Consider the following 26,952-nt stretch of genomic DNA (forward strand, 5'->3'; position numbering starts at 1 on the left):
TCATCTATCCACCAGAAAGCGCAGAATGTCGGCGCGGCTGAGCAGGCCGACCAGCTTGCCGTTCGATGTGACTGGCAGACGCTTCACTGCCCGCCCTTCCATGATCGCAATCGCTTCTTCCAGCGATTCAGCTCCATCAACGGTGATCGGCTGCGTCGACATGATCTCGGCAACTGTCATGGAGGCCAGCGAGCGTCCCCGCTCCTCCGCCTCGGCGCTAACCAGGGCATCGAGCCGGAAAGGCCCAAGGTCTTGCCGGAAAAAATCTCCCTCCGTGACGATGCCCACCAGACGTTCCTCCTCGTCAAGGACCGGGAGAGCGCTGATCCGGTGATCGGACATGCACTTGATGGCAGCCGCCAAGGAACTTGTAGCCGTGGTCGTGGCCGCTCCCAAAGTCATGATGTCGCTGGCCTTCATGGCAGTCATCCTTCTTCCTTATGGCAGGGATTACGCTTGTGCGTCGGCCCGACATGTTTCCTGTGATGGCGCAATGGATGGCACAAGGGCGAACAAGCGCTCGACATCCTCGCGATGGCAGAGGTCAGTGCCGGGCGTCAGGACCGCCGCTCCGCCCGCGGCAATTCCGTAACGGAATGCCTCGACGGGATCACGCTCACAGCCGAGTGCGAAAACCATTGCCGCCAGGAAACTGTCGCCAGCCCCCACCGCGCTCCTGGTTTCCACAGGGACGGCAGGCAATCGCCAGGTCCCTGAGCGACTAGCCAGTATCGCGCCGTCGCGACCCATCGTCACGGCGACATATTCCGCCTTGCCGCTATCCACGATCTCCTGCGCGGCGGCGCAGATTTCGCTTTCCTCCATCAACGCTCGGCCAACCAGTTGCCGCAACTCACCGATGCTCGGTTTGACAAGATAGAGGCCCCCGCCGCTGACCGCCTCTTGCAGCGCCTTGCCTGAAGTGTCGAGGATGAGGCGCATGCCGTGGCGTTGCGCCAGCTGACACACTCGACTGTAGAAATCGTCCGGCACGCCGGGAGGCAGCGATCCGCTGGCGACAAGGAAGTCAGCCTGCGGACCATCGAGATGATGCAGGGCGGCTTGCCATTCCTCGGCCGTCAGCTCTGGCCCCTGTGGCACGACACGATATTCCTTACCCGTCTCCCGCTCATAGATGGATGTGCTGATGCGGGTGTCGCCTGCAATGGGTATGCGGAACCGGACCAGCCCATGCTGATCCAGCAGCCCGTCGAGCGTAGGTCCGGTTGCTCCACCGGACAGATAATAAGCGCGCGCCGTGCCGCCCAGCCGCGCAATCACCCGAGCCACGTTGATGCCACCCCCGCCCGGATCATAATGTTCCTGGCGCGCCCGCATCTTGCGGGTGTGAAAGACCCGATCCGCCTCATAGGCGACATCGATGGCCGGATTCATCGTGAGCGTGACGATCCTCTTCATGCCCGTGAGGCTATGCGCCCCTCCCGACGGCTGGAATAAGTATATGTCCCGATGGGCGACGCATCCGGGACATGGGAAAAGGCATCTCCATGATGTCTGTTCAGGAGCATCGCAATGCGAACACTTCCGCTATTGGCCGCTGTGCTGATCATCAGCGCGTGTAAACCGGCGAACGAGACGGAAGCGCCCGCGCCCCAGACGAATGGTTCGACGATGAACTATGTCGAGGAGATCGCGGCATTGCCCAAAGAGGCCCGGGATGCGGCGTTTTTCCGTGCCATCCGGGATGCTGGCCTGCCTTGCCAGCAAGTAATCGACAGCGGCCCGATGCCCGGAACCACCGCGCCGTCCGCCGCCTGGAGGGCGCAATGCGAGGATAAGGCTTATCATCTTATCCAGATCCAGCCCGACGGATCGGCCGTGGTCGCCAGCCGGACCAGTCCTTGAGGCCGGATCATGCGCTCCAGGCCCACCGGAGAGTAACCATGACGCAACGGGACAGACCCGCGACACGTCTATGGCTGATATTGGCCATAGTCGCAGCCGCGTTGATCCTTACCCTCCTGGCCGCTCAATTGATCAGCGGAGAATGGCTATGGATCATCCTGAACGGGCTATTGCAGCACGAACTGGGCTGAATTTGTCGTAGAGGTCACAATCACGCTGATTGGGTATTTCGTTGCCGACGCGCATCAGCCAACAGCTTGACCACTTCGGCATCGCTCGTCTGATCGAATACCACATAGTGCGCCCCGACCGCATAGAAGGGATGGGGTTCGTAAAGGCAGATGATGTCGTCGCATTCCTCCCGCAGACCTGCGATCACCGCCGCAGGCGCTACCGGAACCGCCAGAATGAGCCGCGCGGGATGCGCCTTGCTCATGCCCTTCAGCGCCGCCTTGATCGTGCCTCCGGTTGCTATGCCGTCATCCACCACGATCACGGTACGGCCTGCTACCGGAATGGGTTCATTATTCCCCAGATAGACGCGCCGACGCCGATCGATTTCAGCCAACTGCTTGCGCATCTCGGTACGGATATACTCCGGCGTGGGTGCCAGCTGCCGCACGATTTCCTCATTGAGGACAAGTTGCGGTTCTGCCCCATCGACCACCGCGCCGATGCCCAGTTCCTCGTAGCCCGGCGCGCCGAGCTTGCGCACGAAGAGAAGATCCAAATCCGCATCAAGCGCTCTTGCCACCTCGAAGGCGACTGGCACGCCTCCTCGCGGCAAGGCAAGCACCAACGGATGGCTCGGCGCAAAACGTGCCAGCGCCTTGGCCAAATGGACGCCTGCATCACGACGATCGTGAAACAGCATGGATTGGGGTTTCATCAGGTCTCCCCCTTCAGGTGAGAATTGAACCATCGCCTAGCCAGGCTGATGACCTGATCGAGCGTTCCGGGTTCCTCGAACAAATGGCTCGCTCCGGGCACGATGACCAGTTCCGCGGGCGCCGTCATGAGCGCCTTTGCGTCATGATTCAGGCTCAGCACATCACGGTCCAGACTGCCGACGATCAGGAGCGTCGCGGCACGAACCCGGCCCAGAGCTTCAGCCCCCGCGAGGTCCGGCCTGCCGCCGCGAGACACAACCGCAGCCGCCCTGTCATCCGGCATCGAAGCGGCAATGATCGCGGCTGCCGCGCCTGTACTCGCCCCGAAATAGCCCAGCGGCAGCGTGGCGAGCGGCGCCATGCCGTCGGCCCAGTCAGCAGCCTCCCTCAACCGGCGCGCAAGCAACTGCACGTCGAAAACATTGCGTCGGTCCAGCTCTTCCTGCGGCGTCAACAGGTCGACCAGCAAAGTCGCGAGCTGGGATCGATGCAGACCAGCGGCGACATATTGGTTGCGCGGGCTATGCCGCCCGCTGCCGCTGCCATGAGCGAATATCACCAACCCCGTCGCGCCATCCGGCATGTCGAGGAAGGCCCGCAGCCCATGCCTGCCGATTGTCACATCCTGCCGGTTCACCAATATCTGCGTCATGGTCATAATCCGAAAGGCCAGGTTTCCGGCGCGCCTGAAGGGCGTTCCGGACCCAATGGCGTTACCGCCGAGGTCTGTTCGAACCAGACCCAGGCATCGAATTGCTCCGCCAGCACAGCCTCGAAATAATGGCTGAGCCGCTCCGTTTCGGGCCGATAAACGACGCCGATCGCGCGCTCCAGAAGCGTGTGGCCGAGCAAATCCCGCAGCGCTTCCTTGCCCGGTCCCCGCCAGTCAGTCAGGCTGCGGACGACGCCTGTGCGCCGGAACGCATGTTCATAACTGTCCGGGCGTGCGGGACGGACGGACTTGATCTCCATCGCCCCGCCCCAGTCGCTGGCCGCCGCGACAAGTCCGGTGTCAGTCCCAAAGCCGATCGACACGGCATCGTCGCCATAAGCGAGGCGGCAAAGCTGGCCGATGTTGAATTCACCCTGCCAACCCATCGCCGTTGCAGCTGCATTGCCGACATGGCTGTTATGCGCCCAGATGACCGCTTTGGTTCCGCTGCCGCGATGCGCCATCAACGCCTGGAGCGTTTCGAACATGTGCCGGTCGCGCAGGTTCCAGCTTTCGGTCGAGCTGCGGTACATGGCGCGATAATAGCGTTCCGCGGCGCGAACTATGCGGGCGTTCTGATAGGCATCGAACCACGCCTCGCCATCCTGTTTGAGCAGGTCCAGCCGCTGGTCAAGAAGCTGGCGAAGCTGCGCCACCACGCCATCTTCACATCCTTTGCCGCCGGAAAGAGTGACTGCCCGTCCATAGTGCGCGGGTTCATCCTGCCATGGCGTCAGACATCCATAGCGGCGGCGCGCGTCCTCCGCCTCGTCCGGATCGGCCTTGTCGAGATAGGCAAGCACGGCATGGATGGATTCGCTGAGGCTGTAGACATCCAGGCCATGGAATGATGCCTGGCGCGCTTCCGCCAAGCCCTGATTATGTCCCCGCAGCCAATCGGCGAAGGCCAGCACTTCCTGGTTGCGCCACATCCATGTCGGGAAGCGTATGAATACATCCCCCCGCCTGGGACGCGGCGCCTGGTGCCGCACATAATCGTCAATGCGCGCGGCATCGGGCCAGTCTGCTTCTACCGCCACGACCGTGAAGCCGTGCCGTTCTATCAGCCGACGGGTAATCGCGGCGCGCGCACGATAAAATTCAGAACTTCCATGTGTCGCCTCGCCCAGAAGGATGACCCTGGCATTTCCGAACCGATCGAAACAGGCACCGAAATCCTCCACCTTGTCAGGCGAGGGCAATGGCTCAGCATGGTGCCTGAGAGCCTGGACAAGCTCATCGGGCGCTTGAGTGGTCGAGCGGTCAAACATCGTTGCCTGGGTCATCTTCTTCCTCACATCGTCAGGATGTCATTCCCTCAGGCGTGATGGCTGCTCACCGCCGCCATGACTTCAATCGCAAGATCGCGGTGACCACAGTGCGAGACGTCACCCAGCGACAGGATGCCGACCATGTTGGATCGATCATCCACAACCGGCAGACGGCGGACCTGTTGGCTTTCCATCAACCTGATCGCATCCTCGATGCTGTCTTCGGCATGACAGAAGACGACCGGTTTCGACATGATGTCTGCGGCTGTCATCGCTCTCGCCTGTCCGTTCCCGGCAAAGCCGCGCAAGGCGATGTCCCGATCCGTCACGATCCCCAACGGCGTGTCGCCATCGCTCACCGGGATCGCGCCTATATCCTTTTCCCTCATGATCCGGGCCAGTTCGGCGAGGCCGGTGTCCGGCGCCACCCGATCGACTCCGGGATGCATGACTTCCGACACATAGGTCATGATTTTCTCCAATCCATGACGCCATCAAATGGACTCAGGCACCATGATCGCGAAATCGGTGGCAATAGGTATTGGGGAATATACGAAGTGTCAGGCGGGCCGGGCATGGTAGCAGACGGCTGCCTTTGAGAACAGCTATGGGGTCAGGGCGTTGTCGACGCTTGGGCGTGGCAAGCCCTTGAGAAGATAAAGCGCAACAAGCTGGGCAACCGATCGCACTTCCAGCTTGCGCATCAACCTCGCGCGATGGACTTCGACGGTCCTGTGGCTGATGCCCAGCAACTCGCCGGTCTGCCGATTGGTAAGGCCATTGGCGACCGCCACAAGCACTTCACGCTCGCGCCGCGTCAAAAGGTCCAGGGCGACAGCGGAAGAGCGTCGCTGTGGCTGCTTCTTGGTTATGCCCGTCATGGTCACACCTGCGAACCCACGTCACGCGTCGTCGCATCGATAACCGCATTGACGAGCGAAGACTCCTTGCAAGGCTTGTCGAGCACTGCATCAAAGCCGTGCGCGATTGCCTTCTGCATCAATGCGGTCGAACCGAAGGCGGTCACCATTATGGCCCGCCCCTTCCATCCCGCCGAGCGGAGCGCAGCCAATACCTGAAGGCCGTCATGCCCCGCCATCAGGTAATCGGTCACCAGACAAGCCGGATTATTCGCTTTCACCTCGGCGATCAGCAATTCCGGTATCGCGAAGGAGCGGACGTTAAACCCTCGTCCCTGCAACAGGAGTTGCATCGACCTCCTCGATCCCGCGTCGTCGTCCAATATGACTATGGGGATTGGTAGGTCGGCCATTGTCTTCGCGCCTTGCGCCGCAGGATTCAACAACATGCCCAAGTGGTGGCACGGCGGCGTCGCTACGTCTTTAAGTATTGATCCCAGTCAGGCCCTTCTGTCCCATCCTCGCGGCAAAGGCGATCCGCAGCGCATCTGACAGGCTGTGGACATGCAGTTTTGTCATGAGGTTAGCCCTATGCACCTCCACCGTTCGCGAAGATATGCCAAGATCATAGGCGATCGTCTTGTTGGGAAGGCCCTGAGCAAGTCCTTCCAGCACTTCCCGCTCGCGTGCCGTCAGGGCGCCGATGATTACGTCGGCACTGGCGGCCTGTGCCGCTGCACCTTGGGCAAAGCGGACGCGGCCGAAGGCGCGCCCGATCGCGTCGATCAATACGGTCTTTTCAAACGGCTTTTCCAGAAAATCGACCGCACCCGCCTTCATCGCCTGCACAGCGACCGATACCTCGCCGTGGCCGGTCATGATGATGACAGGCATCGTGATCCCGCGCTCCGCCATGGTCCGCTGTACCTCCAGACCGTCGATCTGGGGCATGCGGACATCCAGCAGGACACAACCCGCCTCCACCGATCGCAAATCCTTCAAAAATGCGGCCCCGGAACGCCACGTCTCGACCGCATAGCCCGAGGTCCTGAGCATGTAGCCGACCGATCGCCGGATGGAATCATCGTCATCAACGATGTGAATGAGCTTCCTGTCGGTCATAGACATCCTCCGCCTGCGCTCGAATGAGGGTGAAATGGAAATCGGTGCCCTTCCCCTTGTGCGTATCCATCCATATCTTGCCGCCATTCACTTCCACGATCGTCCGGCATATGGACAGACCCAGGCCCATCCCTTCCGGTTTGGTGCTGACAAATGCGGTAAACAACTGCTTGGCGACGCCTGGCGCCATGCCGCAACCGGTGTCCGATACGGTGACCTGGATGTCACCTTCCTTTTCGGCACGGCTCGAAATGGTGAGCCTTTTAATCGGGCTATCGGCCATCGCTTCGCACGCATTCCGAATAAGATTGATCAGAACTTGCTGGATCTGAACCTTATCGACCAGCACGGGTGACGCACCGGGATCGAGATCGAAATGCGCCTCAATCCCCATCTCCCTCGATCCCGCGAGTCCTAGCACGGAGGCTTCATTCACAAGGTCAGGGAGGCTTTCGATGGTCTTTTCCACTTCGCCTCGCGAAACAAATTCCCGAAGTCGACGCACGATCTGCCCTGCCCTCAAAGCTTCGCTGGCGGCTTCCCCCAGCGCTTCCCGCATCATGGGCCATTCGCTTTTGTCGGGGCTGGCCATCTGATCGCGGACCGCCTCGACATAATTTGCGACCGCCGCGATCGGTTGATTAAGCTCATGCGCCAGCGTTGAGGCCATGGTGCCCATCGCACTGACCCGCGTGACGTGGATGATTTCGGCCTGCAAGGTCGCCATCTGCTGCTCAATCATACGCCGCTCGGTAAGATCGCGGACGAAGCCGGTGAATATCCGCTCATTTCCCCGCAGCGCTTCCCCGATGTACAATTCCATCGGAAAGAGCGATCCATCGGCCCGCTGGCCAAAGACCACCCGTCCCTTGCCAATGATACGCCTTTCACCGGTTTCCAGATAACGGTGGATATAGCTGTCATGACGCTCTCGATCCGGCGACGGCATGAGCATCCTCACATTCCTGCCCAACACCTCAGATTCCTTGAAACCGAAGAGCGCCTCTGCTGCGGCGCTGAACGAAAGCATCTTGCCGCTTTCGTCAATGACCACCATGGCATCGGGGACAGTAGACAAGATGGCGGTTAATTGGCTTTCGTGGGCACGCAACCGGTCTTCGGCGGAACGCTTTTCGGTGATATCGGAAATGATCTTCGCAAAGCCCCGCAGTTCCCCGCCTTCGCCGTAAAGAGCCGTCCAGCTGACGGCAGCAAGGAATTCCGACCCATCCTTGCGAAGACGCCAATCCTCCTCCTCGAATCTCCCTTCTTTGCGTGCACGCTCGATGTCAGCTTGCGGCTTGCCGACGGCAACGGCTTCGCCGGGATAGAAGAGGGCGCTTGGCTGGCCCAGGATTTCTTCCTCAGTCCATCCCTTGAGCCGCTCGGCCCCGCGGTTCCAGATCGTGACCTGACCGATCGGATCAAGCATGTAGATGGCCAGGCCTTGAGCACCGTCGATCAACAGGTTCAGTTCCATGGCCATCTGTTCGCTGGCCTTCGCCGCCAATTCAGCCCGCTCCAAACGCAGGTTGGCCTTATGAACGAAACGGATCACAAGAATGATGATGGCGGCAGTGGCGCCAAACATGACCACTTCGAATATGTCGCGCACTTGGACTGCGGGCCTGCCCATGAAAAGGAAGTTCGCGGCGATGCCGAGCAATGTGGCAAGGATTGCCGGCCCTTCACCCACCCACAGCGCGACGGCCATGACGGCGACGATAAATGGCATATAGGCCGACCTGTCGCCCAGCCAGGGGTCTAATAACGCCCGCACCGCCGATGCGATTGCAACAGCGAGGACAATCGCCGCAAAGCCAGCCAAGGGCGCGGTTATCCGTTTGAACACTGCCTCACCTGTCGAAGGAATTCACTTCGCTTATACGACGCTATCTCTTCCAGGCTCGCCAAGAAATACGAACTGATAAATGCCGATTTAAAATTATGAAAATCAACATGATTATTTTTCAGTTCTAAGTTTCTGCTCCAATAGGATTCGTACTGACGGCTGTACTTCTCATCGACTCACTACCGTTCACGGCAGATGAGCGTTGCTCGACTTAGGCAAGTTTCCAAAGGAGGCCGGGTCGCGCGCTCCATAATGTGAGTTCGGTGGAGGATCGACACGCACGCGCCAAGCATATTTCTGAGGGTGGATCGCGCGTCGCTGCAGTCGCCTGTCATCCCGGCAGTTTGGCGACGATCATGGCAACGATTGCTATCATGAGTCCGAAGAAAAGCGCCGTGAGGAAGATGGCGTCAACCGATTGCCGCAAGCGATCCACGAAAGACATGATGTTCTCCATCAACTCGGCCGACAGCCAAAAGGCAGGATAAAATGGACAAGCCCCCGATGAACGTCATCGATAGTGCCATTGGGTTCACCGGGGGCTATCCGATCAGTAGCTGACCAAGATATTATCCTCGACCTTGGTCACGCCAGGAGCAGCCCAGGCCGCCCGCTCGGCGACGCCACGTTCATGCCAGGCCTTCACCCGGCCACCCAGGCGAACCGTATTGCCGTCTGTAAAAATGGTGACACCTGCGGCATCCAGATCCGCCTGGCGCTTGAATGCAGCAATGATCCGTTCACGGATGTCCGAAGTAACGGGCAGCTTCTTTACCTCGATCAGGTTGCTGACCCCTGTTACACCCGAAATTCTAGCGGTCGCCTTCCTCGCCTCGTCGCTTTGATAATGGAAGTCCACCGTGCCGGAAAGCGTGACCCAGCCTTTCTCCACCTTCACATTGATTTTCTCGTGAGGGATGGCGACGTTCCAGGAAAACATGTCGAGGATACGCTTGGCGATTTCATGGTCGGCCGTGTGCGGCTCGGACTTGAAGCGGACCTGGATTTCCTCGGCGATGGCCTTGACGCCGCTGACGCGCCTCGTCGCCTTTTCGGCAGCAATCTTTTCAACATAGTTGGTCACATAGCCCGACAGGGTCACGACCCCATCGTTCACCGCCACGCCGATGTCTGCGTGATCGACGCTGGGATCCCATTCAAGTTCGTCCATGACGTCACGCTGCAACTGTCCGTCGGTTTTCATCACAACTCTCCTTGTCCCGGGGGAATGCGCGCCATTCTCGGGCGCGTGATTTGCTGACGGCGCGGAACGCCACCGGCAAAAGCATGGCGACTACCGTACCGACTCCTGCCTCGGCACTGCCGCGGATCAACAATCTGCCATCCATGTCGCGGATTGCCCGCCGAATTCGGTTTAGTCCCATTCCGCGGCCCGGTTGCCTGGCACCGGCCTCTGGCATGCTGCCATTCATCAGGAGTCCAGGGCCATCGTCGGCGACCACCAGCCAAATCCAATCGCCGATCCTGCGGCATCGAAGCACTATTCGGCGCGCGCCAGCAGATCGTGCGTTCGCGACAAGCTCCAGCACCACCGCTTCAAGGTCGGCGGGGTCGGCGCTCACAAGAGCGGCTGGTACGGCTACCTGCGTGTCGATCTCCAAACAGGCGGAAGGGCGAACGACGGCCTGGAGAAGGGGAGCAGCATCGGCCACTTGCGCACCGACATCCAACAGGCGAGGCTCCTCCCGAACCTTCTTCGAGAGCAACCGGGAAGTCAGTTCACCACCCCGCACGGCGGCGGCGCCCAGGGCGCGCAGCAGCTTGTCTCGTTCCGATCCGGAAAGCTTCTTGATTAGCAGATGCTGGATGGAGGTGATCACGGCGAACAGGTTGCGAAGATCGTGAACGATCTCTCGCGCAAGATCCTGGCTCGATAGGCCAGCCTTTAAGTCGCTCGAGTCCCGCATCATCGCCTCCACACTGTTCGAGACGATTTTAGGAAATGCGTGCTGCCTCCCTATTCGCAACTTCCCGTAAGTAGCCTTTCTTCAAATCTCGTTCGGGGGATTGGCCTGCGGCATTTACGAATGTCGGCCAGAGCAGCGCATCCCCTAGGATCACTCAGGCAAGCGCCAGCGGCGCATTTGAGTGAAAGGCTGTACGAGCCATGACGATCCGCAACCTGTCGCCCCTTCTTCATGCCAAAAGCATAGTTCTGGTCGGAGCATCGGAGCGCAAGGGAGCCGTCGGAACCCTGGTGCTCGACAATCTGCTTGCGGACGGATTTGAGGGCAAAGTCTATGTCGTCAATCCGCATCCGGTCGCCCGACAAGGCGCGACATGGTTCGCGACCATCGACAGCCTCCCGGAGGCGCCTGAACTAGCGATCGTCATGACACCAGCATCGACGGTAGCTCCGATCATCGATCAGCTGGGGAGGCTCGGCACGCGCTGCGCCGTGATCCTTTCAGCCGGGCTGACCGATGCTGGCGGCCTTCGCGGCGAGGTGCTGGACGCAGCGAAGCGGCATGACCTACGGATCGTCGGCCCCAATTGTCTCGGCATCATGTCTCCCCATACCAGGATCAACGCCACCTTCGCACGCACCCCGGCAAAGCCCGGCCATCTGGGCCTCATATCTCAAAGCGGCGCGCTGATTACCGCCGTGCTCGATTGGGCGCAGACCCGCAGCGTAGGGTTTTCCGCCATCATCTCGGCCGGAGACATGGCCGACGCAGACCTCGGCGACCTCATCGACCTGCTTGCAACCGACCCGCACACCCATGCCATTCTTCTCTACGTCGAGGGCGTAACCCAGGCGGCTGAATTCATGGTGGCGGCACGGGCAGCGGCGCTCACCAAGCCCATCATCGCGATCAAGGCCGGAAAGAGCGAGCTCGCAGCCCGGGCAACGCTGTCTCACACCGGCGCCATGGTCGGCGCCTATGATGTCTATGAGGCGGCCTTTGCCAGGGCGGGCATCCTGTTGGTCGACAGCCTCGCCGAGCTTTTCGACGCCGCCGAAATCCTCTGCACCTGCAAGCCCATCGCTGACAACAGGCTGGCGATCCTCACCAATGGCGGGGGAGCGGGTATATTGGCGGTCGATGCGCTTGCACGAACCGGCGCTCAGCTCGCCGAGCTGACCCCGGAAACGCAGGCAATGTTTGAGAAGGACATGCCCGCCGATTGGTCGCGCAGCAATCCCGTTGATGTGCTGGGCGATGCCGACGCGACCAGATACAGCGTCGCGTTGCGAGCCATCTTGCGGGACGAGGCAAGCGACGCAGTGCTGGTCATGAACTGCCCCACGGCACGCAGCGAAGCAGGCGAGACGGCGCTGGCGATATGCCGGGAAGTCGCCACGGCGGCACAAGAGCGCATATGCAAGCCCGTCCTTGCCTGCTGGCTCGGCGACGCAAACGCCAATGCCGTAAGGTCTATATTCACGGCGGCAGGCATCCCCGTCTTTTCCACGCCAGATGACGCCGTGCGCGCCTTTGGCTATCTAGCGCAGGCGCGCCGCATTCGCAGAAGCCTGACCGATGCACCCGTGCAAACGCGCGAGGTGAAGGCCGACCGCGCCGCTGCCCGCGCCATTATCGCCAGCGCACAGGCGGACAAATGCACGCTGCTGTCCGAGCTAAAGGTGAAGCAGCTGCTGGAAGCCTATGGTGTCCCCATCGCGCCAACCCGCTTTGCCGCGTCCGCGCAAGCAGTGGAGGAAGCCTGCTGCTGGCTGAGCGCGCCCTATGCCGTCAAGATCGTCTCTCGCGATCTACCGCACAAATCGGATGTGGGCGGCGTGGCGCTCAACCTGCCCGATGCTCACGCGGCAGTTGCGGCCGCACAAGACATGGAACGACGAATCCAGCGCGATTTCCCGGACGCGCGAATCCAGGGCTTTGCCGTGGAAGACATGATCAAGGCCGAGAGCAGCACCGAGATGATAGTCGGCATCGCGACCGATCCGACATTCGGCCCGATCATCATGACGGGCGCGGGCGGCACCGCTACGGAGCTTCTGCGCGACAAGGCTATCGACCTTCTTCCACTCGACCATGCGGGCGCACGTGCCCTGATCGCGCGAACACGCATCTCGGCCATGCTTGCCGGATACCGTAAGGTGCCGCCCGCCGATGTGGACAGCCTCGCCAATGTGCTGGACGCCGTGTCGGCGATGGCGGTCGATCTGCCCGACCTGCTCGAACTCGACATCAACCCCCTGTTGGTAAGCGCCGCAGGCGTCATCGCGCTGGATGCGCGGGCGCGTATCACCGCTGAACCAGCGCCTCAATCGCGCCTCGTGCTGCGCGCGCCGCCGGGAGGCTGGGCTTCCGACCTTGTGACGGAGCATGGCGTCCGTTTTCATGTACGGCCGGTACGGGCGGACGACGAGGCGGCTGTAGCAAGCTTCTTCGATCATGTTTCAGCCGAAGATCTGCGCTTCCGCTTCATGTCGGGCCTCCCCAAGGTGCGGCATGAGCAGATCACCATGATGACACGGGTGGACTATGTCCGGACGATCAGCTTCCTGGCCTTCGGTGAAGAGGGTGGAGAGGTCATTGCGATCGCCATGCTGGCGACGGACCCCGACCGCAGCCGGGCGGAAATCGCGCTCACCACACGGACTGACAGTAAAGGCAAGGGGATAAGCTGGACATTGTTCGAACATGTGCTGCGCTATGCAAAGTCAGAAGGTATCGGCATGGTTGAATCGGTCGAGTGTGCCGATCATGACGCGGCGCTGCGCATGGAGCGTGAGCTGGGCTTCGTCACGATCGTGGATCCCGACGATCCAACCATTCGCATCGCCAGAAAAGGCATGGCGGCGGCCAATCCTGGCTGAAGGCCGCAGCATCGCTATCGAAATTGCCTGCTCCGTGCAGACCGCTTTTTCGCGACGCCACGGATCATCACAATGCCGGGCATGAGCGGCAGCCAGAGCGTGAACAGCCGCAGCAGCATGGTCGCGGCGAAGGCTGCCTCCAACTCCACACCAAGGAGATGCAGCATCGCGACCGATGTCGCTTCGAAGCTGCCAAGGCCCAGCGGGATTGGCCCCAGCGTTGCGATGACCGACGCCATGATCAGGGCAATGAACGCCGTCCCGAACGCCGCCTGCTGATTGAGGCTGTGCAAGCACGCGAACAGCGTCCCGGCATCGGCCAGGAAGATCATCGCATTGCACGCCGTGACGGTCAGGGTGAGCCGCGTGTCTCGCAAGAGCGCGGCTGGCGCCTGCGCGACGGTTTCGAGCAACCGGCGCACGAAGTCGATATGTTCGATCCGATCCGGCAATGGCCTGCTCCCCCGGCGGCGAAGCCACAAGGCGAGCGAAGGGATCGCGAGGGCAACGAGGAGAAAGATCGTGACGACCCCCGCCATCAGCGGTGTGGCGCGGTCGTGAAGCCAGAGCAGGATCAGGGTCACGAGCGCGAAGAAGGCATAGGCCGCATAGAAGCCGATCATGGACAAGAGGAGAGCGGCCACCGCCGTTCCCTTCGGCACGCCAAGCGCCCTCAGTTGATCTACCAGCAGGATGTTCCCACCCATGCCAGCGCTGGGCAGAACCTGATCGGCAAACAGCTTGGTCAGGGCGATTCGCATCAGGGGCCGCAAAGGCTGGGGCGTCCGCGCACGCCGCAACACTGCCGCCCATCCGCCTGCCACGCTTGCATAGGTTGTCAGTTGAAGCACAAGCGCTAGGCCGATCCAGCCCGGCTCGGCTTCACGCAGCAGGGCCGCGAACCGCCTCACCTCTCCCCAGTGGGCGACGGCGGCGATAAGACCCGCGGCGATAAGGATCGCAAGAAACCAGCTTCGCCATCGAGCAGACGCCATACCCTCCTCCAGTCCCGACGACACCCACGCGCTCCTGACTGCGAACAGCGTGGTCCGAAAGACCCGTCGACTTTACGGGAGCCTTCGACCGGGCGAACCTCGGACAGCTACGTAGCTTAACGGATTAGAGCCGGGATCAGCATGGGTCATGTCATCCTGCTCGATCCGCTGGTTTTTTGGAGCTGCGATGGCTTTTTCCATTCCCTTGCCGTTCCGACAAGCGGCTCATCAAAGGCCGGGCAGCGATCCTTCTTCCGCCGCCATCAATCCTGACAGCGCAATGAACCAGGTCGCCGCCGAATATTGGCGGATGCCCGTTGAGCAAAGTCTTGTCGCGCTCGTCGCAAAAAAAGGCGGCCTCTCCTCCGAGGAAGCCGGACGCAGATTGGCGGTCGCTGGCCCCAACATCCTGTTCGAACGATCCCGGCGCCACGTTGCCGCAGATCTGGCGCGAAGGCTTGGCAACCCGTTGGTGCTGATGCTTCTTGCCGCCGCTGCCGTCGCGGGGGTGATGGGCGACATGGCGAGCTTCCTGCTGATCCTCGCCATGGTCTTGCTGTCCACGATCCTCGACACGGTGCAGGAACGACGCGCCGAAGCTACCGCCGCAGCGCTCAGGGAGGCGATCGCTCTCACCGTGCGAACACTGCGGAATGGGGCCGCTGTCACTCTGCCCGTGCGCGATCTGGTGCCGGGGGACGTTGTCATGCTCGCGGCGGGGGATCTGATACCCGCCGATGGACTCGTGCTGTCAGCCAACTCGGCTCAGGTCAATCAGGCCGCGCTGACCGGAGAGCCCTTCCCGGTCGAAAAGTCGCCGATTGTGGAACCCGACGCTTCCATGGCCGTGGCAAGAAACCTTCTGCTGCACGGCAGTTCGATGATCGGGGGCAGCGCACAGATGCTGGTCGTCCAGACGGGCGATCGCACCCATTTCGGCGGGATCGCCCGGTCGCTCGGCGATGAACAGCCACCGACCGCCTTTGAGCGAGGAATCCACCGGCTGGGGCTGCTGATCGTGCGGATGACGATCTTCCTCGTCCTGTTCGTCATCCTGGCTCATCTGGCGCTCGGCCGACCACCGGTGGAATCCTTCCTGTTCGCGATGGCGCTGGCGGTTGGTCTTACGCCCGAACTGCTGCCGATGATCATGACAATCGGTCTGGCGCGCGGAGCGCAGCGCATGGCTGCGGCGAAGGTGGTGGTGAAACGGCTTTCGGCAATCCACGACCTGGGTGAGATGGACATATTATGTACCGACAAGACGGGTACGCTCACGGAGGCACGGATCATGATGACCGGCCATCCGGGGATAGACGGCGCCGACAGTGAACGCGTGTTCGAACTGGCCGCGGTCAATGCCCGGTTCGAAAGCGGCCTGCGGAGCCCACTGGACGATGCACTGCTCGCGCACACGGGACATCATCCGCTCACCGGATGGCGCAAGCTCGACGAGCGTCCGTTCGATTTCGAACGGCGGCGGGTTTCGGTGCTGGCGCAATGGGAGAGCGAGAGGGTCGAGATCGTAAAGGGCGCGCCGGAAACGATCCTTGCCCTTTGCGATCAGGCCGAAGCGGCAGATGGCAGGATCGTGCCGCTGGACCCCGCGTTGAAGGGGCGGCTCATGGCACTGCATGACGATAATGCCAGCCAGGGCCTTCGTCTGCTGGGCATCGCCTGGAAAGCGGCGGCGGGCCGTGAGCGCATCGAAACGGACGATGACGACCATCTGATATTTGTGGGCTTCTGCCTTTTCCTTGATCCGCCCAAAGGCTCGGCTGCCGCCGCGATCGGACGGCTGGAGGCGGCGGGCGTCGCCACCAAGGTCATCTCAGGCGACTCCGCCGCTGCCGTGCAGCATCTTATGGCCGCGCTTGGACGGCCGGTTTCGGGCCTCCTCACCGGCGATCAGATCGCCGCGCTCGATGACGAGGCGCTGGCAGTGCGTGTTGTGGAGACGGACCTTTTCGCCCGCATCACCCCCGACCAGAAATTGAGGATTGTGCATGCGCTTCAAGCGCGCGGACATATTGTCGGATTCCTCGGCGACGGCATCAACGACGCGCCCGCGATCAGGGCAGCGGACGTCGGCCTTTCGGTGGATGGCGCCACCGACGTGGCTCGCGAGGCTGCGGACATGATCCTGCTGGCGCCTGATTTGTCCGTTCTCACCGACGGCGTGGCGGAAGGACGCCGCACCTATGCCAATATCCTCAAATATATCCGCATGGGCACCAGCTCCAATTTCGGCAACATGCTGACAATGGCGCTCGCGTCCCTGTTCCTGCCCTTCCTGCCGCTGACGCCAGTGCAGGTCCTGCTCAACAACATGCTCTATGATCTCTCCCAAACGGGCATCCCGTTCGACCGTGCGGAGAAAAGCGATCTTGCGGCGCCCCATGGCTGGGACATGCGGGCCATCGTCCGCTTCACACTGATCATGGGGCCTTTGTCGTCGCTGTTCGACATCGCGACCTTTGCCGCGCTGATCGCGCTTTTCCATGTCGATGTGCCAACATTTCGCACCGCATGGTTCATCGAGTCCATGGCAACCCAGATATTAGTGGTTTTTGTCATTCGCACGGCAGTGCCACTATGGCGGCAACGGCCCCATCGACTGCTGGTGACGACCGCCGGGCTTTGCCTGTGCACAGCGATCGCGATACCCTTTCTACCGATCGCCCCAGCATTGGGCTTCGTCGCGCCAGGCCTACCCATCGTCGCCATCACGACCATATTGGTTGCCGCTTACCTGCTGTCCGCCGAAGCGCTCAAGCGCGTGGCGATGCGTTAGGAGGCCGTGCATGAGCGCAATGATTGCCATGCAGATCAGAACCGTCCGGACTCCCCTGATCCGGATCGAGCGTCCCGTGCCCCATCCGGGTCCCGGCGAATTGCTGATCGAAGTGGCTGCCTGCGGGGTTTGCCGAACCGATCTGCATGTACTCGATGGCGAGATCCCCGCGCGTTACCCGATCATACCCGGACACGAAATCGTCGGTCGCGTCGCAGCGATCGGGGTCGGCGTGGAAGGTTTTGCAATAGGCCAGCGGGTGGGTGTTCCATGGCTGGGACATACATGCGGTCGATGTCCCTACTGCCGGGCAGGAAAGGAAAATCTCTGCGACGCACCGCTCTTCACCGGCGCCACGCGAGACGGCGGCTATGCCAGCCATGTGATTGCCGACGCCCATTACTGCTTCGACCTGCCCGATCGTTTTTCCGACGTGGAAGCAGCGCCGCTCCTTTGCGCCGGCCTGATCGGCTGGAGAGCGCTGCGGCTGGCCGGCCCTGCGCCGGTCATAGGTCTGTATGGATTTGGCGCCGCGGCGCATATTCTCGCACAGGTCGCCCGGCATCAGGGACGCACTGTCTATGCCTTCACCAAGGATGGCGATGAGGATGGACAGGCGTTCGCGCGTTCGCTGGGCTGCGAATGGGCAGGCGGTTCTTCCGACGATCCGCCAGCGCCACTTGATGCAGCACTGATCTTCGCACCCGCAGGAGAGTTGGTGCCGCGTGCCCTGCAAGCGGTCAGGAAAGGCGGCCGCGTCATCTGTGCCGGTATCCACATGAGCGACATTCCTTCATTCCCCTATGCCGACTTGTGGGAGGAAAGGCAGATATGCTCGGTCGCCAATCTGACGCGAGAAGACGGCACCTCCTTTTTCGAACTGGCAGGCGACATCCCCCTTCACACCGTCACGGAAACCTTCCGGCTCGAAGATGCGAATGACGCGCTGCAACGGTTGCGAACAGGCAAGATCAAGGGCGCCGCAGTACTCGTGCCCTGATCCATGAGTTCGTGACTCTACTTATGGCGCCACTTCGCGCGCAGGGCGACACTCCCACCCGGAGTCTTGTTACGGAGGACTGTTCATGCGCCGCCTTTTCATCGCCGGTGCCGGTTTCTTGAACCTGATGTTCATTGCCGGTGTATCGGCACAGACTGCACAGCCGCACGCCGGGCACCACCCGGCCGAAGCAGCGGAGAGCGCCCCGTCTGCGGTAGCGGAGCCCCAGCATGATTGCCCCATGATGAAGGATGAAGACGGCCACAGGATGCACTCCGATGGCATGCACCCGCCATCGGGGGCCATGGGGTCAGCTCAGCAGATGCCCGACGGCATGCAACATTGCAGCGAGATGCACAGCCCGGTGGCTTCCGAAAATCCGCAACAGCCCAGACAATGACGGGGCGAACCGCCGCGCACAAAAAAGCAGGAGAAAGACAATGACCGACTTTCGTTCGCTGATTCCCTTTGGACGCACCGGCATGTTTCGCAGCGGATTTGATCCGCTCGCCGATCTGCGCAAGGAAATGGATCGCCTGACCGATGACTTCGGCCGCGGCTGGATCACCAGCGATGCTGGCGACCGCAAGGGCTTTCTCCTGCCCAAGGTGGACGTTGCCGAGACGGACGGCGGACTTGAATTGACCGCCGAACTGCCTGGTTTTGACGAGAAGGATGTGTCCCTGGATGTTCATGACGGCATACTCACCATCAAGGCCGAGCATAAGGAAGATCGCGAAGAGAAGGACGAAAAGAAGCATTATCATCTGATCGAGCGCAGCCGGGGAAGCTTCTTGCGGCGGGTCGCCCTGCCCTTCGAAGCGGATGCCGACAAAGCCAGTGCGCATCTGGAAAAAGGGCTTCTGAAGGTCATCGTCCCGCGTCTCGCGACTGAGGCACGCAAGCCACACCAGATTCCGATCGGATCGAAGTAGAACACGACTGCTGAACCGATACGGGGACGCAATGATTTCAGCATGATGCTATAGAGGGGGCATGAAACGCATTGCGCTCTGGCTGTTGCCGCTGGCGCTGCTGGCGGCGGCGGCAGTTTATTGGCTGCTCGCCGGGCGAGCGCACGACGTCAGGCTCATGCCCGTTCGTGTCGGCGATGCGGTCGAACTGGTCTATGCCACCGGCTTTGTCGAGGCAGAACATCCTGTCACCATATCCGCGCGCCTCACCGCGCCTGTCCGTCAGGTGCTGGTGGAGGAAGCGCAGCGCGTGGGACGCGGCCAGCCGCTCGTCCTGCTGGATGACGAGGAACAGCGCCATGCGGTGCAACAGGCGACGGCGCAGCGCCGCGTTGCCTTGCAGGAGGAGCGGCGCGCGCTCGCGCTGTTCACCAAAGGATGGGTCACGCGGGCCGCTCGTGATTCCGCCGTTGCCGCAGCCGACAGTGCAAAGGCGGCGGAGGAAGGCGCGCGTGCCCGCCTCGATCAGATGGTGGTGCGGTCAGGCATCAACGGCATCGTCCTGCGCCGCGATGTGGAACCGGGCGATCTCGCAACGCCCGGCCGCGCGCTCATGACGCTGGGCGATCCCGCCAGCGTCCGAATTACCACAACGGTCGATGAACGCGACGTGCCGAGGATTCGCGCAGGCCAGGCCGCGCTAATGTCGAGCGACGCCTGGCCCGGTCGGGTGCTGCATGGCCAGGTCCGCGAAGTGACGCCCGGCGGCGATCCTGAACAGCGCGCCTTCCGCGTGTATATCGTTACCGACCAGCGTCTGGCGCTGCCGCTCGGGCTGACGTTGGAAGTCAACATCGTCACCCGGCGCGCGGATCGCGCGCTGCTGGTGCCGACGAGTGCAATAGAGGACGGCAAGGTCTGGGTCATCCGCGACGGACGCGCTCATGCGCGAGCGGCGCGGACGGGCATCGCAGGGTCCGGCGATGTCCAGATCCTTTCAGGTCTATCGCGGGGCGAAACGGTCGTGAGAGCGCCCGAGGGCAAACTTTCGGACAATATGCGGGTGCGGGTAACGCGATGAGCGGGCAACTGCGGCTGTTAGCAAGCGTCGCCGCCCGGCATCTGGTAGGTCGGCGCCGACAGACTTTGGTTGCCGTGAGCGGCGTTGCGGTAGGCGTCGGCTTCTTCCTGGCCGTCTCCGCGATGATGATCGGCAGCCAGAATGATTTCATCAAGACGCTGATCGACGCCGCGCCGCACATCATCATTTCCGACGAGCTGCGAAGCCCGCCGCCGCAACCGGGCGTCAGATTATATAAAGGTGCGGCGATAGACCTACGCCATTATAAGGTCCGCAACGAAGTGCGCGGGCTGAAAGGCTGGCCGGAGATACTGCGGGCCGTCAATGCGCTGCCCGGCGCGGTCGGCTCACCCAGCCTGACGGGCGCGATCACCCTGCGCAGCGGCGGGCGGGAGGAGGCGTTGACGATCGTTGGCGTCGATCCGGCGGTCGAGGAGAAGGTCAGCGCCATCGAAGACAAGCTGCGCACGGGACGCCTCCGCGATCTGGAAAGCACGCAAGGCGGCATCATCATCGGCGAGGAAATGGCGCGGCGGCTCGGCCTTGCCATGGGCGATGTCGTGGGTGCAACCTCGGCATCGGGCAACAACCGTTCGCTCCGCATCGTCGGCCTGTTCAAGCGCGGCCAGACACAGCTGTCCTCTTCGCTCGGCTATGTGCTTCTGCGCGAGGCGCAATCTCTGCTCGGCCGCCCCTTCATCATCAACCGCATCGGCGTGCATCTGGACGATCCCTATGGCGCGCAGCTCATCAGCCGACGCCTGGAAGAGGGCTTTGCCTACAAGGCCGAAAGCTGGGAGGAGCGATCCGCAGACTTTCTCTCGCTACTCGTGACCCGCAATGTCATCATGTACAGTGTCGTCTCGGCGATCCTGCTGGTCGCCAGCTTCGGCATCTACACCGTCGTGTCGAACAGCGTGTCGGACAAGAGACGCGACATTGCGATCATGCGCTCCATCGGCTTTTCCGAAGGCGACCTCCAACTGATTTTCGTGTTCGAAGGGTTGGCGCTGGCGCTGGTCGGAATCTTTGTCGGATGGCTGCTCGGATATGGATTGCTGGCGATACTGGGTTCCCTCCACTTTCCCATCGGTGGGGACAACGAACGTCTGCCGCTCGATCGATCGGCCCGGCAATATGTGATCGCCGCTGCGGCATCGCTGTTTTCGGGTGTGATCGCGGCCTGGCTTCCCGCGCGGAAAGCGGCACGGGTCGATCCCGTCGACATATTGCGGGGCGCGGTATGAGCGCGATCATGCAGGCGCAGGGCCTTTCCCGCGAACTGGCCGGAACACCCCCAGTAACGCTGGTTGCCGATGTTTCGCTGACGATTGATCCGGGCAGCTTCGTCGCCATCGTCGGGCCGTCGGGCTGTGGCAAATCCTCCCTCCTCTATCTATTGGGGCTGCTGGACCGCCCGACCGAAGGGTCCCTACTGTTTGAAGGGCGCGACATGAACGCGCTGGACGGCGACGAGCGCGCGCAGATCCGACTCACGCATTTCGGCTTCGTGTTCCAGTTTCACTTCCTGCTGCCCGAGTTCACCGCACTCGAAAATGTGATGCTGCCGATGCGCAGGTTGGGCCGACTGTCGCCAGCACAGGCGCGGGAGAAGGCGCAGAGCCTGATGGCCACCGTCGGCTTGGCCAAGAAGATGGACAAGACGCCCAACCGCCTGTCGGGCGGCGAAAGGCAGCGCGTGGCGATCGCCCGAGCGATCGCGAACGATCCCGCGCTGGTGCTCTGTGACGAGCCCACCGGCAATCTCGACAGCCAGAACAGCGCCCACGTGGTCGAAATGTTTCGCGCACTCGCCCATGATCAGGGCCGCGCAGTTGTGTGCGTGACCCACGATCCCGACGTCGCTGCCGCAGCCGATGTGCAGATATCGATGCTGGACGGCCGTATCAGCGGAACCGACATTCGATCGCGATGAACGAGAACTCAAACCCTCCGTCCCGCTGAAATCCCTGATTTTTGACGCACGTCAATTCGTCGCTGGGACTGAAGATTTAATGTCTTTGGAAAGGAGACATTAAATGGATCAGTTGTTTGGCCTTTACTTCCCGCATTTCGTCGCTGGCCTGATGATAGTGTTCATGCTCGTTCTGGGCGGCCTCAGCATCCAGGACGCCATGCGCGGCGACCGGAATTGAGCGAAGAGCAGCCGCCCTTCCACGCCGTGGGCGGACGCGAAGGGGTCAGCAGGATCGTGGATCGATTCTATGACCTCATCGACTCCGTCCCCACCTATCGCGACCTGCGGGCGATGCATGCCGATGACCTGACGCCTATGCGGCGTTCGTTGAGCGGTTTTCTGTGCGGCTGGCTGGGGGGCGACAGCGACTGGTTCGCGGCCAACCCCGGTAAGTGCATGATGACGCTGCACGCCCGCTTTCCCATCACCGATGTCGTTGCCGTTCAATGGACGTCGGCGATGCGGAAGGCGATGGAGGATTGCGGCGTCGAAGAGCATCTGGCGGCGCGCATTGGCGGCGCCTTCGACGCGATGGCGTCGGCCATGGTTCGCGCCTGATTCTGACTGCCCCCGTGCATGTCGCCGGGGGCAGTTCTTGCGTCACCGGCTGGCATCCGAAACCGCAAGGATGTGGTCCGCACGGCCGGGGAAGATGTAATCGAACTCCAGAACCACGCCGCCGCCCAAAGGGCCATCGACGATCAGGTCTGTCTCGCAAAAAGCTTGCACGCCATTGCGCCCGTAGGTGTAGCGCGTGATGCCTCTATAGACTGGTGATGCATCAAGCCGGGCGTCGATCTCCGCGTCGCCCGGTTGAGCGCGATTGACCAAAAACTTCAATCGCCCGGCAAAGCACGGATTATTGGCCTCCAGCGCCTGGAGCGCCAGATAGCGATCTTCCAGCTGCTCAAGCGATGCATGCAGAAACCCAACATGAAAATCATATTCGGGATCGGCTGCCTGTGCTGCCCGATAGGCTGAAACAGCGGGATGCTCGCTATCGGTGCCCAACCCCAGCGCTTCGCGCGCCGCGGTCAGCAGCGCCGCTGTCGCCGCCGGTAGCGGGCTGAGATAGACGATGTTGTCCCCACCGTTGGGGGCAAGGACATTGGTGGTGAAGCGATAAAATATGCCGCCTTGCGGCAGTTCCATTTGCTGGGTCTTCATGAGCCCGGCGGTTTCCAGCAGCAACGCAGCCGCCGGACCATCTTCGGGCCGGGGATAGTGCAGGTTAACGTGGCTGATTGTGTGCGCCGCCTTTGCGCGCATGGTCGATTGGACGTTCATACTGTTCCTCCCTGCCGCAGCCTCGAACACGCCCGGCCCCCAGATAGGAAGGCGAAGTCGCCTCACGCGCCTTGAGGCAGGTCAAATTTCAAACTCGCGCGTAGAATTTTGCTCTATTTGTAACGAAAATTGTCGCTTAATTAGCGCATGAACCGCGAATAATCGGAGAGCCACCGCTTCACGAAAACGAAAATTCCTGAAATTTGATGGTGATCAATTCCCTCCTGGTCGTCCCGGTTCATCATGGCCCCACAACCGACTGGAGGACGACATGGAAGTCGCGGCTCTTGCCTACAGCATCATTACGTCCCGCGATCTTCAGCAATGGGTCCGCTTCGCCGAGGACATCGCGGGATTTTCCGTTGACGGGCTTCCCGGCGGCCTCGCCTTGCGCATAGACGAGCGCGCTGGGCGGCTGTTCATCATCGAAGGCGATCGCGACGGCTATTGCGCCAGCGGCTGGGAAGTGCGCAACGAACAGCAATATGTCGCGGCCTTGGAGGCCTTGGACGCACGCGGGATCGCCTATACCCACTCGACGCCAGCGGAGCGGGCGCTGCGCCATGTGACCGACATGGTCTGGTTCCGCGATCCTTCGGGCAATCGCCACGAAATCAGCTATGGCTATGTCAGCAGCTTCGCGCCTTTCTGCTCCCCGCAAGGCGTGCGCTTCGTCACGGGCGACCTTGGCTATGGCCATGCGGTACTGCCCGCCCCCAACATCGTCGAGACGCGTCGCTTCCTGGCAGAGCTACTCGGCCTTGGCCTGTCCGATTTCATGGTGCACCGCCCCGCAGGAGACGGTGGCCCCGAGATGCGGATCGACTTCCTGCATTGCGCCAATGGCCGTCATCATAGTCTGGCCCTATTCGAAGGCGAGGTGCCATCGGGCTGCGTTCATCTGATGGTCGAAGTCGCGACGATCGACGAGGTCGGCCACGCCTATGACCGCATGCTGGCCGCCGGAGCGCGGCTGATGGCGACGCTCGGCCGCCACACCAATGATCACATGATCAGCTTCTACGTCGAAACGCCCGGCGGCTTCGCGTTGGAATATGGCTGCGGCGGGCGGGTCATGGACTGGGACCGTCACACCGTTTTCGAAAGCACATCGGCCAGCCTGTGGGGCCATGATTTCAGTGTCGGCTTCGGTGCCGACGAACAGGCGAAACTGGCCGACGCGGCCTGATCATAAGGAGAGGGAATATGACGCTTGCCAATGCGACCACTTCGCCCGCCATGGCCGATCTTGTTGATCGGGCTGCGGCGCTCGTGCCGGTCCTGCGCGCACGCGCCGACGCCTGCGAAGCGGGCAACAAGGTGCCGGACGAAACCATCCGCGATTTCCAGGATGCTGGCTTCTTCAAGATACTCCAGCCTCGCCGGTCCGGCGGATATGAGATGGACATCGAGACCTTTTACGCGGTGCAGATGAAGCTCGCCGAAGGCTGCATGTCTTCCGCCTGGGTGCTGGGCGTCGTCGCCGTGCATAACTGGCAGCTCGCCCTTTTCGACGCGCAGGCGCAGGAGGATGTGTGGGGCAAGGATAACAGCACGCTCATCTCCTCCTCCTACATGCCGCGCGCGCAGGTCACGCCGGTCGAGGGCGGATACCGCATCAGCGGGCGCTGGGGCTTTTCCAGTGGCGTCGATCATTGCGACTGGGCGTTTCTGGGCGGCCTCGTCAACGATCCCGAGACGGGCGAGCCCGACTTCTGGACCTTCCTCGTACCCCGCGGCGATTTCAAGGTGCTGCCGATCTGGGACACGATCGGGCTTGGCGGCACGGGCAGCCATGACGTGACCGTGGAGGACGCCTATGTCCCCGCCTACCGCACCCATCGGTCGAAGGATGGCTTCGCCTCCACCAACCCCGGCGCAAAGGTCAACCCCGGCCCGCTCTACAAGCTGCCGTTCGGGCAGGTCTTTGTCCGCGCCGTATCCTCCTCGTCCATAGGAGCGCTGCAAGGCGCGCTCGACTGCTTCGTCGAGAAGGGCGCGAAGCGCAGGAGCGCCAATAGCGGGGCGAGCGCCACGGCCGACCCCGATGTGCAGATGGTGATTGCCGAAACCCGCGTGGCGATCGACGAGATGAAGACCATCCTGTTCCGCAACTTCGCCCACCTAACAGAGAAGGCGCGCGCGGGCGAGCAGGCGGACCTTGAAACCCGTCTCCATTACCGCTTCCAGTCGGCGCAGATTTCTGGCCGCTGCTGCGCGCTGATCGGCCGCATCTTCGCGGCCAGCGGCGCGGAGGCCATTTATCGCGGCAATCCGATCGCCCGCGCCTTCTGCGACATTCATGCTGGGCGAGCCCATGTCGCCAATAATCCCGGCGTGGTCGGCCGCAACTTCGGCGGCGTCATGCTCGGCGCACCGAACAGCGACAGCTTCATCTAATAGGAAGGGCAGAGATCATGGCAAAGACAGCCGAATATGGCCTGGGCGAACTGACCTTCCCCCGTGGCTGGTTCATGGTCGCGACCGCAGATGAGGTGACGCAGCAGCCGCAACCCGTCCGCTTCTTCGGGCAGGACATGGCGCTCTATCGCGGCAAGAGCGGGCGCGTCGTGCTGCTGAACGCTTATTGCCCGCACATGCGCGTCAATATCGCGCGCAACAGCACATCCTATGTCGTGCGCGACGGCAATCAGGTGGAGGGGGATTCCATCCGCTGCCCCGCCCATGGCTGGCGCTTCACGCCGGAAGGCCAATGCGACGACATCCCCTATTCCACGCGCAGCATCCCCAAAGCCGCCTGCATCAAGTCGCACAAGGTCGTGGAAAAGGCAGGTTGCATCTGGATGTGGCATGACATGGAAGGGGGCGAGCCCGACTATGACCTGCCCGACTTCACGGAATGGGACCGCACCGGCGAAGGATGGGTCCGCTGGCAGGTGGACCCTCTGGGCACATTGCCGATCCACCCGCAGGAAATCCTCGACAACATGACCGATTATGCGCATTTCGCGCCGGTCCATGGTTCATCGGGCAATGTCTTTTTCGAAAATGAATTTGACGGTCCCATCATGCGCCAGCGCTTTGCGTCGGGCCACCGGACGCTGGTGGATGGCAGCGCAATGCTGGAAACCGACACCTGGTACACCGGCCCGGGCATCCTGCTGTCCCGCATGGAGGGCAAGCATCCCTCGCTCATGATGATCTGCAACACGCCGGTCGAAGATGGGGAGGTCCGGGTCTGGTTCGCGGTGATGGCGCAGACCGCTGCGAACGGCGAAGCTACGGCAGAGGAACGCACCGCCGCCCGCGCCTATCATGAAGCCGGGCTCGCCGCCTTCTCACAGGATTTCGAGCTGTGGAAATATAAGGAACCGGCCATCAACATCCTTCAGGTGCCAGACGACGGGCCGTTTCACAAGGGGCGGCTATGGTATCGCCAATTTTACAATCCGCGCGCCCGCGCGGCCGAGTTCCAGAAGAGGGTCAACGGCGTCCATACCACCGTGGACCTGCGCGGCAGCAAGGCTGCGGCCTGAAATCCCATAGCTGAGTGATTGGC

Annotated in this window: 28 protein-coding genes; 14 read left to right on the forward strand and 14 right to left on the reverse strand. The window is 61.8% G+C overall.

Annotation, left to right across the window (positions count from 1 at the left end; translation table 11 throughout):
* Together ACWNC0_RS03250 and ACWNC0_RS03255 are read right to left on the reverse strand one after the other, a co-directional pair.
* Positions 1-429: a CBS domain-containing protein gene (locus tag ACWNC0_RS03250; RefSeq protein WP_449469555.1), complete on the reverse strand. Its 429-nt coding sequence runs from the start codon at positions 427-429 to the stop codon at positions 1-3.
* Positions 430-450: 21 nt separating this feature from the next.
* Complete coding sequence (locus ACWNC0_RS03255) at positions 451-1,419, reverse strand: 1-phosphofructokinase family hexose kinase (RefSeq protein ID WP_449469556.1); 969 nt, start codon at positions 1,417-1,419, stop codon at positions 451-453.
* Between the two features lie 114 nt (positions 1,420-1,533).
* Between ACWNC0_RS03255 and ACWNC0_RS03260 the strand changes: the two genes are divergently transcribed.
* Positions 1,534-1,866, forward strand: coding sequence for a hypothetical protein (locus ACWNC0_RS03260; protein ID WP_449469557.1), 333 nt, complete (start codon positions 1,534-1,536; stop codon positions 1,864-1,866).
* Between the two features lie 38 nt (positions 1,867-1,904).
* Positions 1,905-2,057: a hypothetical protein gene (locus ACWNC0_RS03265; protein WP_449469558.1), complete on the forward strand. Its 153-nt coding sequence runs from the start codon at positions 1,905-1,907 to the stop codon at positions 2,055-2,057.
* Between the two features lie 20 nt (positions 2,058-2,077).
* Here ACWNC0_RS03265 and ACWNC0_RS03270 read toward each other — a convergent pair whose 3' ends face one another.
* The 10 genes from ACWNC0_RS03270 to ACWNC0_RS03315 form a co-directional block, all read right to left on the reverse strand.
* Positions 2,078-2,755, reverse strand: coding sequence for a phosphoribosyltransferase (locus tag ACWNC0_RS03270; protein ID WP_449469560.1), 678 nt, complete (start codon positions 2,753-2,755; stop codon positions 2,078-2,080).
* Positions 2,755-3,408, reverse strand: coding sequence for a dienelactone hydrolase family protein (locus tag ACWNC0_RS03275; protein ID WP_449469561.1), 654 nt, complete (start codon positions 3,406-3,408; stop codon positions 2,755-2,757). The genes ACWNC0_RS03270 and ACWNC0_RS03275 overlap by 1 nt, the downstream gene beginning before the upstream one ends.
* A gap of 2 nt (positions 3,409-3,410) precedes the next feature.
* Positions 3,411-4,754: an erythromycin esterase family protein gene (locus ACWNC0_RS03280; RefSeq protein ID WP_449469562.1), complete on the reverse strand. Its 1,344-nt coding sequence runs from the start codon at positions 4,752-4,754 to the stop codon at positions 3,411-3,413.
* A 32-nt stretch (positions 4,755-4,786) separates the two neighbouring features.
* Complete coding sequence (locus ACWNC0_RS03285; RefSeq protein ID WP_449469564.1) at positions 4,787-5,209, reverse strand: CBS domain-containing protein; 423 nt, start codon at positions 5,207-5,209, stop codon at positions 4,787-4,789.
* Positions 5,210-5,344: 135 nt separating this feature from the next.
* On the reverse strand, positions 5,345-5,620 hold the full coding sequence (locus tag ACWNC0_RS03290; RefSeq protein ID WP_449469565.1) for a response regulator transcription factor: 276 nt from the start codon (positions 5,618-5,620) through the stop codon (positions 5,345-5,347).
* A 2-nt stretch (positions 5,621-5,622) separates the two neighbouring features.
* Positions 5,623-6,012: a response regulator gene (locus ACWNC0_RS03295; protein WP_449469566.1), complete on the reverse strand. Its 390-nt coding sequence runs from the start codon at positions 6,010-6,012 to the stop codon at positions 5,623-5,625.
* A 70-nt stretch (positions 6,013-6,082) separates the two neighbouring features.
* Positions 6,083-6,721 (reverse strand): response regulator transcription factor, encoded by a 639-nt coding sequence (locus tag ACWNC0_RS03300; protein WP_449469568.1) that lies wholly within the window; start codon positions 6,719-6,721, stop codon positions 6,083-6,085.
* Complete coding sequence (locus tag ACWNC0_RS03305; RefSeq protein WP_449469569.1) at positions 6,690-8,573, reverse strand: PAS domain S-box protein; 1,884 nt, start codon at positions 8,571-8,573, stop codon at positions 6,690-6,692. Before ACWNC0_RS03305 ends, ACWNC0_RS03300 begins: the two co-directional genes overlap by 32 nt.
* 550 nt (positions 8,574-9,123) lie before the next feature.
* The gene (locus ACWNC0_RS03310) at positions 9,124-9,777 is read right to left on the reverse strand and encodes a BON domain-containing protein (RefSeq protein WP_196226904.1); all 654 of its coding nucleotides are present in this window, start codon (positions 9,775-9,777) and stop codon (positions 9,124-9,126) included.
* A complete protein-coding gene (locus ACWNC0_RS03315; RefSeq protein WP_449469571.1) occupies positions 9,749-10,504 on the reverse strand; it encodes an ATP-binding protein in 756 nt (251 codons plus the stop codon). Before ACWNC0_RS03315 ends, ACWNC0_RS03310 begins: the two co-directional genes overlap by 29 nt.
* Before the next feature lie 197 nt (positions 10,505-10,701).
* Here ACWNC0_RS03315 and ACWNC0_RS03320 point away from each other — a divergent pair, with 197 nt between their 5' ends.
* Positions 10,702-13,383 (forward strand): bifunctional acetate--CoA ligase family protein/GNAT family N-acetyltransferase, encoded by a 2,682-nt coding sequence (locus ACWNC0_RS03320; RefSeq protein WP_449469572.1) that lies wholly within the window; start codon positions 10,702-10,704, stop codon positions 13,381-13,383.
* A 14-nt stretch (positions 13,384-13,397) separates the two neighbouring features.
* Here ACWNC0_RS03320 and ACWNC0_RS03325 read toward each other — a convergent pair whose 3' ends face one another.
* Positions 13,398-14,402, reverse strand: coding sequence for a lysylphosphatidylglycerol synthase transmembrane domain-containing protein (locus ACWNC0_RS03325; protein ID WP_449469573.1), 1,005 nt, complete (start codon positions 14,400-14,402; stop codon positions 13,398-13,400).
* Positions 14,403-14,565: 163 nt separating this feature from the next.
* Between ACWNC0_RS03325 and mgtA the strand changes: the two genes are divergently transcribed.
* The 8 genes from mgtA to ACWNC0_RS03365 all read left to right on the forward strand — a co-directional run bounded on the left by mgtA (position 14,566) and on the right by ACWNC0_RS03365 (position 22,703).
* Entirely contained in the window at positions 14,566-17,172 is a 2,607-nt protein-coding gene (mgtA, locus tag ACWNC0_RS03330; RefSeq protein WP_449469575.1) for a magnesium-translocating P-type ATPase, read from the forward strand.
* Positions 17,173-17,182: 10 nt separating this feature from the next.
* Positions 17,183-18,172, forward strand: coding sequence for a zinc-dependent alcohol dehydrogenase family protein (locus ACWNC0_RS03335; RefSeq protein ID WP_449469577.1), 990 nt, complete (start codon positions 17,183-17,185; stop codon positions 18,170-18,172).
* Between the two features lie 85 nt (positions 18,173-18,257).
* Positions 18,258-18,572 (forward strand): hypothetical protein, encoded by a 315-nt coding sequence (locus ACWNC0_RS03340; RefSeq protein ID WP_449469579.1) that lies wholly within the window; start codon positions 18,258-18,260, stop codon positions 18,570-18,572.
* Positions 18,573-18,612: 40 nt separating this feature from the next.
* Complete coding sequence (locus tag ACWNC0_RS03345; protein ID WP_449469581.1) at positions 18,613-19,107, forward strand: Hsp20/alpha crystallin family protein; 495 nt, start codon at positions 18,613-18,615, stop codon at positions 19,105-19,107.
* Positions 19,108-19,168: 61 nt separating this feature from the next.
* Positions 19,169-20,167 carry an efflux RND transporter periplasmic adaptor subunit gene (locus ACWNC0_RS03350; RefSeq protein ID WP_449469583.1) on the forward strand — a complete coding sequence of 333 codons (999 nt, stop codon included), beginning with the start codon at positions 19,169-19,171 and terminating at the stop codon, positions 20,165-20,167.
* Complete coding sequence (locus tag ACWNC0_RS03355) at positions 20,164-21,414, forward strand: ABC transporter permease (protein WP_449469585.1); 1,251 nt, start codon at positions 20,164-20,166, stop codon at positions 21,412-21,414. The genes ACWNC0_RS03350 and ACWNC0_RS03355 overlap by 4 nt, the downstream gene beginning before the upstream one ends.
* A complete protein-coding gene (locus tag ACWNC0_RS03360; RefSeq protein ID WP_449469586.1) occupies positions 21,411-22,103 on the forward strand; it encodes an ABC transporter ATP-binding protein in 693 nt (230 codons plus the stop codon). The genes ACWNC0_RS03355 and ACWNC0_RS03360 overlap by 4 nt, the downstream gene beginning before the upstream one ends.
* Before the next feature lie 216 nt (positions 22,104-22,319).
* Entirely contained in the window at positions 22,320-22,703 is a 384-nt protein-coding gene (locus ACWNC0_RS03365; protein ID WP_449469587.1) for a group II truncated hemoglobin, read from the forward strand.
* A 42-nt stretch (positions 22,704-22,745) separates the two neighbouring features.
* Here ACWNC0_RS03365 and ACWNC0_RS03370 read toward each other — a convergent pair whose 3' ends face one another.
* Positions 22,746-23,432 carry a hypothetical protein gene (locus tag ACWNC0_RS03370; RefSeq protein WP_449469589.1) on the reverse strand — a complete coding sequence of 229 codons (687 nt, stop codon included), beginning with the start codon at positions 23,430-23,432 and terminating at the stop codon, positions 22,746-22,748.
* Positions 23,433-23,703: 271 nt separating this feature from the next.
* Here ACWNC0_RS03370 and ACWNC0_RS03375 point away from each other — a divergent pair, with 271 nt between their 5' ends.
* Genes ACWNC0_RS03375 through ACWNC0_RS03385 form a run of 3 tightly spaced genes read left to right on the forward strand, consistent with a single transcriptional unit; the run spans position 23,704 to position 26,929 of the window.
* Complete coding sequence (locus ACWNC0_RS03375; RefSeq protein WP_449469590.1) at positions 23,704-24,621, forward strand: VOC family protein; 918 nt, start codon at positions 23,704-23,706, stop codon at positions 24,619-24,621.
* Positions 24,622-24,638: 17 nt separating this feature from the next.
* Positions 24,639-25,832, forward strand: coding sequence for a flavin-dependent monooxygenase (locus ACWNC0_RS03380; protein ID WP_449469591.1), 1,194 nt, complete (start codon positions 24,639-24,641; stop codon positions 25,830-25,832).
* 17 nt (positions 25,833-25,849) lie between these two features.
* Positions 25,850-26,929, forward strand: coding sequence for a Rieske 2Fe-2S domain-containing protein (locus tag ACWNC0_RS03385; protein ID WP_449469593.1), 1,080 nt, complete (start codon positions 25,850-25,852; stop codon positions 26,927-26,929).
* Positions 26,930-26,952: the final 23 nt, after the last annotated feature.

Source organism: Sphingobium chungangianum, from assembly GCF_977014255.1.